This is a genomic window from Chryseobacterium sp. NG-CE01, assembly GCF_055695505.1.
In genome coordinates, this window is record NZ_CM146369.1 from 255,705 (window position 1) to 269,328 (window position 13,624).

The 13,624-nt window shown below is 38.0% G+C and carries 14 protein-coding genes; 2 read left to right on the forward strand and 12 right to left on the reverse strand.

The features are described from left to right. Window positions 1–44: 44 nt before the first annotated feature. From ACYT6F_RS01245 to ACYT6F_RS01285, 9 genes are all read right to left on the reverse strand, one after another. Window positions 45–713, reverse strand: a complete 669-nt coding sequence (locus tag ACYT6F_RS01245) for an outer membrane beta-barrel protein (RefSeq protein ID WP_472599526.1) — start codon at window positions 711–713, stop codon at window positions 45–47. A gap of 15 nt (window positions 714–728) precedes the next feature. Then, window positions 729–1,601 carry a succinate--CoA ligase subunit alpha gene (gene sucD, locus ACYT6F_RS01250; RefSeq protein ID WP_029294782.1) on the reverse strand — a complete coding sequence of 291 codons (873 nt, stop codon included), beginning with the start codon at window positions 1,599–1,601 and terminating at the stop codon, window positions 729–731. Between the two features lie 90 nt (window positions 1,602–1,691). Then, on the reverse strand, window positions 1,692–2,594 hold the full coding sequence (locus ACYT6F_RS01255) for a UDP-3-O-(3-hydroxymyristoyl)glucosamine N-acyltransferase (protein WP_472599527.1): 903 nt from the start codon (window positions 2,592–2,594) through the stop codon (window positions 1,692–1,694). Window positions 2,595–2,738: 144 nt separating this feature from the next. Further along, on the reverse strand, window positions 2,739–3,305 hold the full coding sequence (efp, locus tag ACYT6F_RS01260; RefSeq protein WP_027379799.1) for an elongation factor P: 567 nt from the start codon (window positions 3,303–3,305) through the stop codon (window positions 2,739–2,741). Window positions 3,306–3,320: 15 nt separating this feature from the next. Next, the gene (locus tag ACYT6F_RS01265; protein ID WP_472599528.1) at window positions 3,321–3,653 is read right to left on the reverse strand and encodes a hypothetical protein; all 333 of its coding nucleotides are present in this window, start codon (window positions 3,651–3,653) and stop codon (window positions 3,321–3,323) included. 15 nt (window positions 3,654–3,668) lie between these two features. Next, window positions 3,669–4,457: an acyl-ACP--UDP-N-acetylglucosamine O-acyltransferase gene (lpxA, locus tag ACYT6F_RS01270; RefSeq protein ID WP_066439196.1), complete on the reverse strand. Its 789-nt coding sequence runs from the start codon at window positions 4,455–4,457 to the stop codon at window positions 3,669–3,671. After that, window positions 4,458–5,855: a bifunctional UDP-3-O-[3-hydroxymyristoyl] N-acetylglucosamine deacetylase/3-hydroxyacyl-ACP dehydratase gene (locus ACYT6F_RS01275; protein WP_472599529.1), complete on the reverse strand. Its 1,398-nt coding sequence runs from the start codon at window positions 5,853–5,855 to the stop codon at window positions 4,458–4,460. It abuts the gene before it with no gap. Continuing rightward, on the reverse strand, window positions 5,848–6,879 hold the full coding sequence (lpxD, locus tag ACYT6F_RS01280; protein WP_169229443.1) for a UDP-3-O-(3-hydroxymyristoyl)glucosamine N-acyltransferase: 1,032 nt from the start codon (window positions 6,877–6,879) through the stop codon (window positions 5,848–5,850). Before lpxD ends, ACYT6F_RS01275 begins: the two co-directional genes overlap by 8 nt. Window positions 6,880–6,951: 72 nt before the next feature. Further along, entirely contained in the window at window positions 6,952–8,178 is a 1,227-nt protein-coding gene (locus ACYT6F_RS01285; RefSeq protein ID WP_472599530.1) for an HD domain-containing protein, read from the reverse strand. Between the two features lie 217 nt (window positions 8,179–8,395). Between ACYT6F_RS01285 and porX the strand changes: the two genes are divergently transcribed. Further along, the gene (gene porX, locus ACYT6F_RS01290; RefSeq protein WP_472599531.1) at window positions 8,396–9,940 is read left to right on the forward strand and encodes a T9SS response regulator signal transducer PorX; all 1,545 of its coding nucleotides are present in this window, start codon (window positions 8,396–8,398) and stop codon (window positions 9,938–9,940) included. A gap of 161 nt (window positions 9,941–10,101) precedes the next feature. Continuing rightward, entirely contained in the window at window positions 10,102–10,866 is a 765-nt protein-coding gene (locus ACYT6F_RS01295) for an exodeoxyribonuclease III (protein WP_472599532.1), read from the forward strand. 60 nt (window positions 10,867–10,926) lie between these two features. On the opposite strand, the gene ACYT6F_RS01300 is transcribed toward ACYT6F_RS01295, so the two are convergent. From ACYT6F_RS01300 to rfbC, 3 genes are all read right to left on the reverse strand, one after another. Continuing rightward, window positions 10,927–11,298, reverse strand: coding sequence for a septal ring lytic transglycosylase RlpA family protein (locus tag ACYT6F_RS01300; RefSeq protein WP_472599533.1), 372 nt, complete (start codon window positions 11,296–11,298; stop codon window positions 10,927–10,929). A 386-nt stretch (window positions 11,299–11,684) separates the two neighbouring features. Further along, a complete protein-coding gene (gene rimO / locus ACYT6F_RS01305; protein ID WP_472599534.1) occupies window positions 11,685–12,986 on the reverse strand; it encodes a 30S ribosomal protein S12 methylthiotransferase RimO in 1,302 nt (433 codons plus the stop codon). Between the two features lie 98 nt (window positions 12,987–13,084). After that, the gene (rfbC, locus tag ACYT6F_RS01310; protein WP_472599535.1) at window positions 13,085–13,624 is read right to left on the reverse strand and encodes a dTDP-4-dehydrorhamnose 3,5-epimerase; all 540 of its coding nucleotides are present in this window, start codon (window positions 13,622–13,624) and stop codon (window positions 13,085–13,087) included.

Genomic DNA, 13,624 nt, shown 5'->3' on the forward strand with positions numbered 1-13,624 from the left:
CGAAGCAAAGCTTCGGGAATTTTTATATGTAGAAATTAAATTTCTTACCTGAAAATATAGTTCACACTTACACTGAGAACCTGTTCAGACTTATTTTTGTTGGTTCCCTGCGGTTCCTGATCCAGCCCGGGATACGTGTTGGAAAGTCCAAAATCATATCTTGCAGCTACTTCCAGCTGCCTTTTGTAGCTGTACCCGAAGCCAAAACCAATTCCAAAATTAAAGCTATTGGCTTTTCCATTGACATTAGGAAGGGACGCAACTGTAACATCCGGATCATAGTAAGGTCTTGATACAGGTGCATTTTTTACCCGCTGATTTATCAGGAAATTAAACCTTGGTCCTATCAATCCGAAAAACTCTGATTCTGCTTCGGAAAAATAAGCCTTAAAACTGATCGGTACACTAAGATAATCATTTGCATAAACAGCATCATAGCCGTCTTTACCTTTTGCATCTTTATCTTTCCCGGTTTCTCCTGCTCCGAAATACTGTATTTCAGGCTGAAGGAAAAACTGGTTGGTGCTGCCAACAGGAATTAAAGCCAAAACTCCAACTTCTGCTGAAAATCTTCTTCCTGAGGGATTGTGAGCGTTTTTCACTGCCGAAAGGGTACCTCCGGCAGAGACTCCGAACCTTGTACTGCTGAAGTCTATTTGTGCGAAAGACATCACCGACAATAACAAGGCGGAGGGTAATAAAAATTTTTTCATATGTTTGTTTTTAAATTATGCTAAAACTTTAGCCACGGTAACACCAATATCAGCAGGGGAATCTACTACATTGATACCGTTTTCTCTCATGATCTCCATCTTTGCCTGAGCCGTATCTTCAGCACCGCCAACGATAGCACCTGCGTGCCCCATTGTTCTGCCTTTAGGAGCTGTTTGTCCTGCGATAAAACCGACTACCGGTTTTGTAGAACCGCTGGCTTTGTACCATCTTGCCGCTTCTGCTTCAAGACCTCCACCGATTTCTCCGATCATTACAACAGCTTCCGTTTCAGGATCGTTGATAAATAATTCCAAAGCTTCTCTGGTAGTTGTTCCGATGATTGGATCTCCACCGATACCGATTGCTGTAGAAATACCGAAGCCGGCTCTTACCACCTGATCTGCTGCTTCATAAGTAAGAGTACCAGATTTTGAAACGATACCTACTTTTCCTTTTTTGAAAACGAAACCTGGCATAATACCAATTTTAGCTTCTTCAGAAGTAATGATTCCCGGGCAGTTCGGACCGATTAATCTGCAGTCTCTGTCGGCAATGTAAGATTTTACTTTCACCATATCTGCTACAGGAATACCTTCAGTAATACATACAATTACTTTAATCCCTGCCTCGGCAGCTTCCATAATAGCATCAGCAGCAAATGCAGGCGGTACGAAAATGATACTCACGTTTGCTCCGGCTTTTGCCACAGCATCAGCTACCGTGTTGAATACCGGCTTTCCAAGGTGCTCGCTTCCTCCTTTTCCCGGAGTAACACCACCAACTACATTGGTACCGTATTCGATCATCTGGCTTGCGTGGAAAGTACCTTCATTCCCCGTAAATCCTTGTACAATTACTTTAGAATCTTTGTTTACTAAAATTGACATTTTATTATTTATTTAATTTATTTATTAATTTTTAAATGCACACAAATTTAATTAAATTTCTTTGATTTAAGATAAATCTAAACAATTTGTTTATTTGAGATTTCTCAGTTTAACCTCTTTTTTCAGATAGGTTCTGAAGTCTTCTGCAATCGATCCGAAATAAGTTCCTTTAGGTAAATCCCTGTTTACTCCAGCTTTGGCGAGTAAGACTGTGCCTTTTTCTATTCTGAGACCTGATGCAATGCCCACCTGGCCCCAGATGGTAACCTCATCTTCAATAATGCAGCAGCCTGCTATCCCTGTCTGGGAAGCAATAAGGCATTTTTTACCGATTAGCGTATCATGCCCGATCTGGATCTGATTGTCCAATACTGAGCCTTCACCAATAACCGTAGAATCTGTTACTCCTCTGTCAATGGTACATCCGTTTCCGATTTCAACGTTATTTTCAATGACTACATTTCCAACGGAAATCAGACGGTCAAAATTTCCGTCTAGTTTTCTATAATAGAATGCATCACCTCCCAGTACAGTATTGGACTGTATAACAACATTGTCACCTATAACCGTTCTGTCTCCGATCACAACATTAGGAAAAATGAGGGTATTCTTTCCGATTCTTACATTGTTGCCGATTACCGCTGAACGATGAATATGAGTTCCTTCACCAATTTTCACATCGTGAAGCTCTTCGGTAAAGTTGTAGATCCTTGTAAAGTGGGTGTTGATTTTATTAAAATCCCTGAAGGGATCTTCTGAAACCAAAAGGGCTTTGCCTTCGGGACATGCAACTTCTTTATCGATAAGAATGATTGTTGCAGCGGAATTCAGGGCTTTATCGTAATATTTGGGATGATTAACGAAGACAATGTCTCCTGGTCTTACCATATGGATTTCATTAGTTCCCAAGACTTCAAAATCTTCAGGACCTACGAATTTAGCTCCGATAATATCAGCAATTGTTCTTAATTTTTGCGGCTGATGAAACTTCATATTCTTTAATGATGTTTAATGATAACAAAATTTGCCGGATTGCTTCCGGTCCTACATAATCGTCCGTTTGGGACTTTTAAACTTTTATAAAATAAAAATTCGGTTTGCTCTCGCATTCCGAATCTCTATACATTGTATTAAAAATTATTCTTTAACTCTTTCTAAGTAAGACCCGTCTTCGGTGCTCACTTTGATTTTGTCACCCGGTTCAATAAATAAAGGAACCATTACTCTTGCTCCTGTTTCAACGATGGCGTTTTTAAGGGCATTAGTTGCGGTGTTTCCTTTTACCCCCGGATCAGCTTCCACTACTTCAAGATAAACTGATTGCGGTAATTCTGCCGAAAGCGGAGTTTCATCTGCTTCTTTCAGGATGATTGTAACTTCTTCACCAGCTTTCATAAGGTTTGAGTTTTCAATCATTTCTTTATTAAGGTAAAGCTGAGAGAAGTCGTCATTATTCATGAAGTGGAATCCGTTTTCATCATCGTAAAGATACTGATACTTTCTGGTGATCACTTTTACTTCGTCGATTTTGTGACCTGCAGAGAAAGTATTATCAATTACTTTTCCGTTGGTTACAGATTTTAATTTTGTTCTAACGAAAGCAGGACCTTTTCCCGGTTTTACGTGAAGGAATTCGATAACTTTATAAATATCGTTGCTGTACTCAATACAAAGTCCTTTTCTGATATCGTTACTTGTTGCCATTAATTTTGTATATAATTATTTTCTTTTATTAAATTGTATTCCCTGTCCCTGCGGTATCATCCTATTGAATGTATTATTATTGAATGTATTTACGTTGTTCTGCAAACGGTTCACATTCATCTGTACCTCGGAGTTATACTGGTTAGCCGTTCCAAAAATAGAGCCTGAATTATCCTTTTGTTTCAGGATAGAATTAAAATTACTTCTAGCAAGGCTGTCTTTAGACTTTTCAGGAATTTTTCTTTCCATGATAGAAGTCTTTGTTGTTTTTTGAGTTTTTAATCCTTCCGTTTGCTGTCCAAACACAGAAGTTGCTGAAAGCATGATAAAAAAGATTAAAATTTTCATATATAATTTTATTGATTATTCTTTTCCGGTTCCGTAGCCTTTTACGATTCCTCTCGGAGAATTCTGGATAAACTGAAGAATCTCATCTCTTTCCGCTGTTGGAAGCATTTCTTTTTCAATATGGGAAATAGCCTGTGAAACATTCATTTTCATCTGGAAAATCGCTCTGTAGATTTTCTGGATTTCAAATATTTTCTCATTCGTAAATCCTCTTCTTCTTAATCCTACGGAGTTGATTCCCGCGTAAGACATCGGCTCTCTCGCAACTTTTACATAAGGCGGAATATCTTTTCTTACCAGCGTTCCCCCAGAGATCATTACATGTTTTCCGATTTTACCGAACTGATGAACTGCTGAAAGCCCTCCCATTACGGTATAATCGCCAATTTCTACATGTCCGGCAATACCGCAACCGTTTACAATGATAACGTGGTCTCCTATCACACAATCATGCGCAATATGCGAGGTTGCCATGATGAGGCAGTTTTTCCCGATTTTAGTAAACCCGAGCGCCTTTGTTCCCCTGTTTACGGTGACACATTCTCTGATCGTGGTTTCGTCACCGATAATAACCTGAGTATCTTCGCCGTCGAATTTCAAATCCTGAGGAATTGCCGAAATCACAGTTCCCGGAAAAATTCTGCAGTTTTTACCAATTCTTGCTCCATCCATGATGGTAACATTGGGGCCGATCCAGGTTCCTTCTCCTATTTCAACGTCCCCTGCAATGGTAGTGAAAGGTTCTACAATTACATTTTTGCTGATTTTCGCACGCTTATCTACGGCTGCTAATTGATGAATCATTTAATCAACTTTATTTTTTGCAACTTGAGCCATTAATTCTGCTTCTACGGCAATCGCATCTCCTACATATCCGTAGCCCTGCATATGGACGATTCCTCTTCTGATCGGCTCGATCAATTCAATTTTGAAAATAATAGTATCTCCCGGCACTACTTTTCTCTTGAATTTTACTTTATCAATTTTGATAAAATAGGTAGAGTAATTTTCAGGATCCGGAACGCTTGCCAGTACAAGGATCCCTCCGGTCTGCGCCAAAGCTTCTACCTGTAAAACACCCGGCATTACAGGCTCTTTCGGAAAATGTCCTACGAAGAAAGGCTCATTCATCGTTACATTCTTTAGTCCTACAACATGGGAATCCGAAAGCTCAAGAATTTTATCAATTAACAAAAACGGGGGTCTGTGAGGCATAAGCTTCATGATCCCATTGATATCGAAAACAGGCTCTTTTGTGAGATCGAAATCGGGAACGTTTTTCTTTTTCTGCAGTTTCCACTGGCGGTTCAGTTTTTTTGCAAACTGCGTATTTACGTAATGCCCCGGTTTATTGGCAATAACCTTACCTTTTATCTTTACTCCCGCCAACGCAAGGTCACCAATTACATCCAGTAATTTATGTCTTGCCGCTTCATTCGGGTAGTTTAAATTTAAATTATCAAGAATTCCGTTCGGCCGTATAGAAACATTGTCTTTGCCAAAAGCTTTTTTCAGTTTTTCCGTAGTTTCAGGAGTAAGATCCTTGTCTACATATACGATTGCGTTTGAGATATCACCCCCTTTTATAAGGCCATGATCTAAAAGCATTTCAAGCTCATGCAGAAAACTGAATGTTCTTGCAGAGGAAATCTCGTCTTTAAACTCGGAAATATTTTTTAATGTAGCATTTTGGGTACCCAAAACTTTAGTTCCGAAGTCAACCATTGTTGTTACTTCGTACGTATCGGAAGGAATAATTGTGATTTCAGACCCTGTAGCAGGATCGCTGTAGGTAAGAACTTCTTTTACCACGAGATATTCTCTCGCAACATTCTGTTCTATAACACCCACGCTTTCAATAGCTTCAACAAAATATTTTGAAGATCCGTCGAGAATCGGCGGCTCTGAAGCATCCATTTCAAGAATTGCATTATCGATATCACAACCAACCAATGCGGCTAAAAGATGCTCACAGGTTGTAATTTTTACGCCTAACTTTTCTAATGTGGTCCCTCTTTCTGTAGCAACTACATAGTTTACATCTGCTTCGACCTGCGGATGGCCTTCAAGATCTGTTCTTACAAAAACAAAGCCTGTGTTTTCTTTGGCTGGTTTCATGGTAAGTTTTACTTCTTTACCAGTATGAAGTCCGATCCCGGAAAGTGTCACTTCCTGCTGAAGCGTTTTTTGCATATCACTCATTAGTTTTATCTTTTGAGTTATTCTCAAGATTTTTAATTCTATTAACGATTTCAGTAAAGTTTCTGAAATGAATGTAGTTTCTCAGATAATCATTATAATTGATTGCGGGTGATCCGTATAATGTTTCTTTGTCATTTACACTGGAATTAACCCCGCTCTGGGCCTGAATTCTTACCTGATTTCCTATTTTAATATGGCCTACAATACCTACCTGACCACCGATCTGGTTCCAGTCTCCGATTGTTGTGGATCCTGCAATACCGGCCTGCGCTGCAATGACATTGTTTTTACCGATTTTCACATTATGTGCGATCTGAATCAGATTATCTATTTTTGTTCCTTTCCCGATAACGGTAGATCCGATGGTTGCGCGGTCAATACTACAGTTTGAACCGATTTCCACATCGTCTTCAATGATAACATTTCCGAGCTGCGGAATTTTTTTAAATCCTTCCGAAGTAGGCTGAAACCCGAATCCATCGCCTCCGATTACGGTATTGGAATGAATCACACAGTTGTCTCCGATGATGCAGTAATCATAAATTCTGGCACCACTGTCTATTTTACAGTTTTTCCCGATTTTAACACCTTTTCCGATGTATACTTGAGGATAAATCTGTGATCCTTCCCCTATCTTCGCTTTCTCTGAAACATAGGTGAAAGCGCCGATATAAGCTTTTTCACCGATTACGGCAGTCTCGTGTATTGAAGAGCCGTTCTCAATGCCTTCTTTTCTTCCCTGCATCTCCTGATAAAGGTTCATCAGTATCTGAAAGGAAAGGTAAGCATCTTTCACCGAAATAACGGTAGGATTATAAGAATCTTTTGTGATAAGACTTTCTGAAACAATGATAACGGAGCATCTTGAGGTATCTAAATAATGCGTAAATCTATCTTGTGCTATAAAAGAAAGATGCCCAGTTTCCCCGCTTTCAATAGGTGAAACTCCTGTAATAAGTGCATTGCCGTCACCTATTATTTTTCCGTCAATAAAACTTGCAATTTGCGAAGCTGTGAATTCCATATTCTGCAAAGATAAGAAATTCTGTAATTCGCAAACATTTTTTGGTTTTCGGAAAGTAAATTTTATTAATTTTTAAGAATTAATCACCGAAATATCTCTTGGAAACATGAGGATATACCGCGTTGTCATATTGGTCATAAGCCCGGACAAAAGCTGGTCTTCCGATTCTTCAAGCCTGATCTTTTTACCGTTTTTCTGCAGAAGGTAAATGGGCTGTTTTTCCGTATCATACGGAAGAAGCTTTCTTTTGATCTCATGCACTAATTCTTTACCATTATCAATTCCGAAAAAATCATTTGTATTTTTTATTTTTTCTTTAATAAATTTCGGATCAAAAGGGTGAGAAGAGATAATTGTTTTAGGAAGATTGCGCTGAATGACACATCTGCACCAATATGATAATATTTTATCTTCCGCACTCTGCCAGGATTTCATTGCCTGAATGACATCATTATCATCTAATTGTGTAAATCTCATGACATCTTCATCGGTAGCTGCACTTTTTTCGCGGTAGAGGAAATATTTGAGATTATCGCCTGCCGGAAGATCTACTCCCTGAGAAACTAAATATTTAGCCCGATCAAGAATTTTCACAAGAAGAAATTCAGCAAGTGCAGAAGTTTTATGATAATAAACCTGCCAATACATAAACATTCTGGCAGTCAGAAAATTTTCTATAGAATATACGCCTTTAGCATCAATTACCAGCTCACCCTCTTCGCAAACATTCATCATGGAGATAATACGCTGGGTATTAATACTTCCTTCGGAAACTCCAGTGAAAAAGCTGTCGCGATTAAGATAATCAAGACGGTCAACATCCAATTGTGAAGAGATCAGCTGATTGAAAAATTTCCGGTGATATCTTCCCTGAAACATTTCAATGGCACAGGAAAGCTCTCCTTTGAACTCTTCATTCAGTCGATTCATCAACAGCAGCGAAAGCGTTTCATGATGCCAGTCGTCCATCAGCATACTTTCCAGTGCATGGGAAAACGGGCCATGGCCAATGTCGTGCATTAAAATTGCCAGCATTGCGCCTTTTTCCTCGTTTTCCGATATCTTCACGCCTTTTTGCTTTAATGTTTCAAGAGCTGTAAACATCAGATGCATTGCACCAATCGCATGATGAAACCTGGTGTGGGTAGCCCCCGGGAAGATAAGATTCAGAAGACCGGTCTGCCCGATTCTTCTTAATCTTTGGAAATAGGGATGCTCAATAATATCAAATAGGATTTCGTGTGGAATTCTGATAAAACCGTGAACCGGATCGTTGATGATTTTGAGTTTATTCTGCATTGAAAACGTCTGAATTTGTAACAAATTTAGGGATTTTAAAATTGAGCGGAAATTAAAATAGTATCAAAAAATAAGTCCCGAAAATTCTAAGAATTATTATTCTGAAATATTGCAGTTTTCATTAACTTATATTTAACTTTACGCATGTTCATTTTGGCAGATTTTAATGATAGTTGGTCGGCAATTTGATACAATAACCATGTAAAAAAGTAAATTTATGTCGGAAAAGATATTATGGATAGATGATGAAATTGATCTCCTTAAACCTCACATTGTATTCCTTGAAAAAAAAGGATATCAGGTAACTCCTGTTAACAATGTAAATGAGGCGCTGGAACTAATGGACTCAGAAAAATTCGCATTGACACTTATTGATGAAAATATGCCCGGAATTTCCGGTCTTGAAGCTATCCCTATGATTAAAGATAAAGATAATTCTTTAAAAATAGTGATGGTGACCAAAAGTGAAGAAGAGCATATTATGGAAGAAGCCATCGGATCACAGATTGCAGATTATATTTTGAAGCCTGTAAATCCCAACCAGATCCTTCTTTCTTTAAAGAAAAACCTTCAGCAGGATAATCTTGTAGAGCAGAAAACCATACTTCAGTACCAGCAGGAATTCAGGAACCTCTCTATGGAGCTTTCGTATTTAAGAACATATCAGGATTGGGCGGAATATTATAAGAAAATCCTGAACTGGGAGATTAAATTTGATAAGGTAACCGATAACGAGTTTGCCGATCTTCTTCAATCGCAGAAAGAAGAGGCAAATATTCAGTTTGCCAAGTTTATCGAAAACAACTATGAAGACTGGCTCCATGATTCTGATAAGCCCATGATGAGCCACACCCTTTTTAAAGAAAAAGTAAAACCTGAGGTAGAAAAAGAAAAAGTTTTGCTGCTGATGGTCGACAACCTACGTTATGACCAGTGGAAGGTGATTGAGCCGTTATTTACCAAATATTACAATAAAATTTCTGAAGATTATTATTACAGTATTCTTCCGACAGCTACGCAATATGCAAGAAATTCTTTTTTTGCAGGACTGATGCCGTCTGAAATTGAAAAACGCTTTCCTGACAAATGGTTTAATGATAATGAGGAAGGAAATAAAAACGAATATGAACGTGATTTCCTTGAAGATCAGATGAAAAGAATTGGTCTTAGCTCCAAATCCATGAAGTACCTTAAAGTATTGAACGCAGATTTTGAGCGTAAGATTTATGATGATTTCAACCAGCATAAGAATAATGATCTTTTGGTGATTGTCTACAATTTTATTGACATTCTTTCGCATGCGAAGACGGATAACCATATTGTAGATCAGTTGATTCGTGATGATAAAACCTTCAGATCACTGACCTTAAACTGGTTTGAAAATTCTTCATTAATGAAGATCATTAAAGTCGCTGCTGAAAACGGATTCAAACTTGTTATTACCACCGATCATGGAACAGTTTATGTAAAAAAACCTAGTAAGGTAGTGGGCGACAGAGAAACCTCAACCAATATCCGTTACAAAACCGGGAAAAGTCTTACCTATGATGACAGCGATGTCTGGGCAATCACCAATCCGGAAAAACTGTTTTTACCGAAAGGGAATTTGAGTTCGAAGTATATTTTTGCCAAGAATAATATTTTCCTTGCCTATCCTAAAAACTACAATCATTTTGTAAACTATTATAAAGAGACCTATCAGCATGGCGGAATTTCACTGGAAGAGTGCATCATTCCGATCAGTATTCTGGAGCCGAAATAGCAGATGGACTTGACAACTTAATTTCAATTGGATTAAGGAGATTTTTTAATCTTAATTATACTCATGTTTCGGGCGGAAAAAATCTTTGATTTTTTCCGCCCGAAACTATTTTAAGACATTATAAGCGGGTTTCATTTTGTATTTTTGAAAAAAATAAAGTTTTGAGATTAATTACCTACAACGTCAACGGGATCAGGGCTGCTTTTACCAAAGATTTTTTGGGCTGGCTTAAGTCTGCGGATCCGGATATCATCTGCATTCAGGAAAGCAAAGCGGGAAACGACCAAATCGACATCGAAAGTCTTGAAAAGCTCGGTTATCATAGTTACTGGCATTCAGCCGTGAAAAAAGGCTACAGCGGTGTCGGAATAGCTTCTAAAATAAAGCCTAACCATATTGAATATGGCTGCGGTATCGAAAGCTATGATAATGAAGGAAGAATCATCCGTGCGGATTACGATGGTTTTTCTGCTATTTCGGTATATGTTCCGTCTGCTTCCAATATTGAAAGACTCGACTTTAAAATGCAGTTCTGCCAGGATTTTTTAGAATATATCAAGAATCTAAAGAAGGAAATTCCCAATCTTATTATTTCAGGAGATTTTAATATATGCCATGAGGCCATTGACATACATAATCCTGTAGGATTGAAGAACGTTTCAGGCTTTTTGCCTATGGAAAGGGAATGGATGACCAATTTCATCAATGAATGTGAGCTGATCGACAGTTTCAGGTTTTTTAATAATGAACCGGATCACTACACCTGGTGGAGCTACAGGCAAAATTCCAGAGAGCGGAATAAAGGCTGGAGACTGGATTATAATTTTACTTCCTATACCTTAAAAGACAAACTGACAAGAGCTGTTATTTTAAAAGAAGCAGTACATTCGGATCATTGCCCTGCCCTGGTGGAGATTAGCCTATAACTTTTGGCATAAAAAAAGCCAACTGCGAAGGTTGGCTTTTTTTTAATTTAAATCATAAAATTAATCGACAATTTCATATTCCACCGGAATAGTACCGCGGCCGGTATTTCCGATTTCATCGAACGCAGCTTTAGACATATCTAATGCTCTTGATGAATGGTAAGGTCCTCTATCATTAATCTTCACAATTACCTCTTTACCATTGTTCAGGTTCGTTACCTTAATATTTGTTCCGAAAGGAAGCGTTCTGTTGGCTGCTGTAAACTTCGCGTTATCGAAAATTTCTCCGCTGGCCGTTTTTCTACCGTTAAATTTATCGTGGTAGTACGATGCATAACTTGTTTTTTTCGCATCTATGGCATTCATTTTGAACGAATAAACACCAAGGGTTGAAATCATCATTATGATTACGAGAATTACTCTTTTCATCACTTTGAACTTTTATTTGTTTGACGGGGCAAATGTATCAGGAATCTTCTAAAGTGCCTATTCCAAATGTCAAAAATAGTTAACACAATCTTAAATTAATGTTAATTATTCATTTAAACATCTGATTACCAATAGTATAATTGCTATTGTTAAAAAATGTTAAAATTACAGCTAAAAAGTTAACTTATTTAACAATTATGATGATAGACCGATTTATCACAAATTATAAAATATTATTAATCAGCAACTTATGTATTTATGATTTTAGAAAAATTCCTAATTTATCATTTGAAATAGGCACAAAAAAAATAATTAACATCAAGTTCAGACCCTGTGAGCAGGAGATTGTAACTAAATGTTAATTATTTTAAGTTTTTGAAAATATATTTTTATATCAATTCACCATAAAGATCAAATTCTTCAGCTGACGTGATTTTAACTTCTGCAAAATCTCCGATAGAAATATATGTATTTTCTGCAGACACCAGAACTGTATTGTCAACGTCCGGCGAATCGTATTCTGTTCTGCCTACAAAATAATTTCCTTCTTTACGGTCGAAAATACAACGATATATCCTCCCTATCTTTTCCTGATTCTTTTCCCATGAAATCTGCGACTGAATTTCCATGATCTCTTCCACTCTGGCTTCTTTAACTTCCTGCGGAATATTATCTTCCAGAACATAAGCACCGGTATTTTCTTCATGAGAATAGGTAAAACATCCGAGCCTGTCGAATTTTTGTTCTCTTACCCAATCTTTCAGTTCCTGGAAAATTTCTTTCGTTTCTCCCGGATAGCCAACGATAAGAGTTGTACGGATGGCCATATCCGGAACCTTCTCCCTGAATTTTCCCAGAAGTGCATCCGTTTTTTCATGAGTGGTCCCTCTTTTCATAGATTTCAGCAGCTCTGAATTGATATGCTGAAGAGGAATATCAATATAGTTACAAACTTTCGGTTCTTCTCTGATGATATCTAAAACATCCTCCGGGAAGCCGCTTGGAAAAGCATAGTGAAGACGAATCCATTCAATTCCTTCTACTTTTACCAATTCTTTTAGTAAATCGCCCAGTGCACGTCTTTTATAAATATCCAGTCCGTAGTATGTAAGATCCTGCGCAATAAGAATCAGTTCTTTCGTCCCTTTTTTAGCAAGCTTCTGCGCTTCTAGAACAAGTTTTTCGATTGGTGTGGAAACGTGGCCACCTCTCATGAGAGGAATTGCACAGAACGAGCAGGGCCTGTCGCAGCCTTCAGAAATTTTAAGGTAAGCATAATGTTTTGGAGTTGTTGTTAAACGCTCCCCCACCAGCTCATGCTTGTAATCTGCCCCAAGATGCTTAAGCAAAACAGGAAGATCTCTGGTTCCGAAATATTGATCTACATCCGGAATTTCTCTTACAAGATCCGGCTTATATCGTTCCGAAAGACAACCTGTAACAAATACTTTTTCTACTTCGCCCCTGTTTTTAGCCTCCACATAATCCAGAATGGTATTGATAGATTCTTCTTTGGCATTGTCTATAAATCCGCAGGTATTGATCACTACAATATCTCCTTTGTCTTCATGAACAACCTCTTTACCATTGGCTTTGAGCTGGCTCATCAAAACTTCAGAGTCATAAACATTCTTGGAACATCCAAGCGTTACTACATTGATTTTCTTCTTCCCTACCGATTTTGTACGCATCTTTTTGATTTTGAGTTGGCAAAGATACAAAATATTGAAGAGTCCTGAATAAAAAAAGACCACCTGTTGCGGTGGTCCTGATATTGTTTTTTTAATTTTTATCCTTTTTCAAAGCCTGGTAATATCTGATCCTTTTCAGATAAAACCGCATCCTGCGCAGGGATTTTCCAATCGATGTTCAAATGAGAATCATTGTACAGTACTCCTGCTTCAGATTCTTTGTTATAAAAGTTATCACATTTGTAAGCGAAAACAGCTGTTTCGCTCAATACTGAAAATCCATGCCCGAAACCTCTCGGTACATACAGCTGTGTTTTGTTTTCTGCCGTAAGCTCAATTCCGAACCATTTTCCGAATGTGGGAGAATCTTTTCTCAAATCTACCGCTACATCCCAAACACGTCCTTCAAGACAGGAAACCAGTTTTGCTTGTGCATATTCCCCTTTTTGTAAATGAATTCCACGGATGACACCGTATGAAGATTTGGATATATTGTTCTGAACAAAATGCCCGTTCATCCCGGTAAGTTCCTCAAATCTTTTTTCGTTGTACTTTTCAAAAAAATAACCTCTCTCGTCTTCAAAAATTGTAGGCTCAATGATGTAACAGTCCTTTAAAGGCGTTTCTTTTATTTTCAT

Coding starts and splice junctions, on each gene's coding strand:
- ACYT6F_RS01245 (WP_472599526.1), bottom strand. CDS start 713: ATGAAAAAATTTTTATTACCCTCCGCCTTGTTATTGTCGGTGATGTCT.
- sucD (WP_029294782.1), bottom strand. CDS start 1,601: ATGTCAATTTTAGTAAACAAAGATTCTAAAGTAATTGTACAAGGATTT.
- ACYT6F_RS01255 (WP_472599527.1), bottom strand. CDS start 2,594: ATGAAGTTTCATCAGCCGCAAAAATTAAGAACAATTGCTGATATTATC.
- efp (WP_027379799.1), bottom strand. CDS start 3,305: ATGGCAACAAGTAACGATATCAGAAAAGGACTTTGTATTGAGTACAGC.
- ACYT6F_RS01265 (WP_472599528.1), bottom strand. CDS start 3,653: ATGAAAATTTTAATCTTTTTTATCATGCTTTCAGCAACTTCTGTGTTT.
- lpxA (WP_066439196.1), bottom strand. CDS start 4,457: ATGATTCATCAATTAGCAGCCGTAGATAAGCGTGCGAAAATCAGCAAA.
- ACYT6F_RS01275 (WP_472599529.1), bottom strand. CDS start 5,855: ATGAGTGATATGCAAAAAACGCTTCAGCAGGAAGTGACACTTTCCGGG.
- lpxD (WP_169229443.1), bottom strand. CDS start 6,879: ATGGAATTCACAGCTTCGCAAATTGCAAGTTTTATTGACGGAAAAATA.
- ACYT6F_RS01285 (WP_472599530.1), bottom strand. CDS start 8,178: ATGCAGAATAAACTCAAAATCATCAACGATCCGGTTCACGGTTTTATC.
- porX (WP_472599531.1), top strand. CDS start 8,396: ATGTCGGAAAAGATATTATGGATAGATGATGAAATTGATCTCCTTAAA.
- rimO (WP_472599534.1), bottom strand. CDS start 12,986: ATGCGTACAAAATCGGTAGGGAAGAAGAAAATCAATGTAGTAACGCTT.
- rfbC (WP_472599535.1), bottom strand. CDS start 13,624: ATGAAAATAAAAGAAACGCCTTTAAAGGACTGTTACATCATTGAGCCT.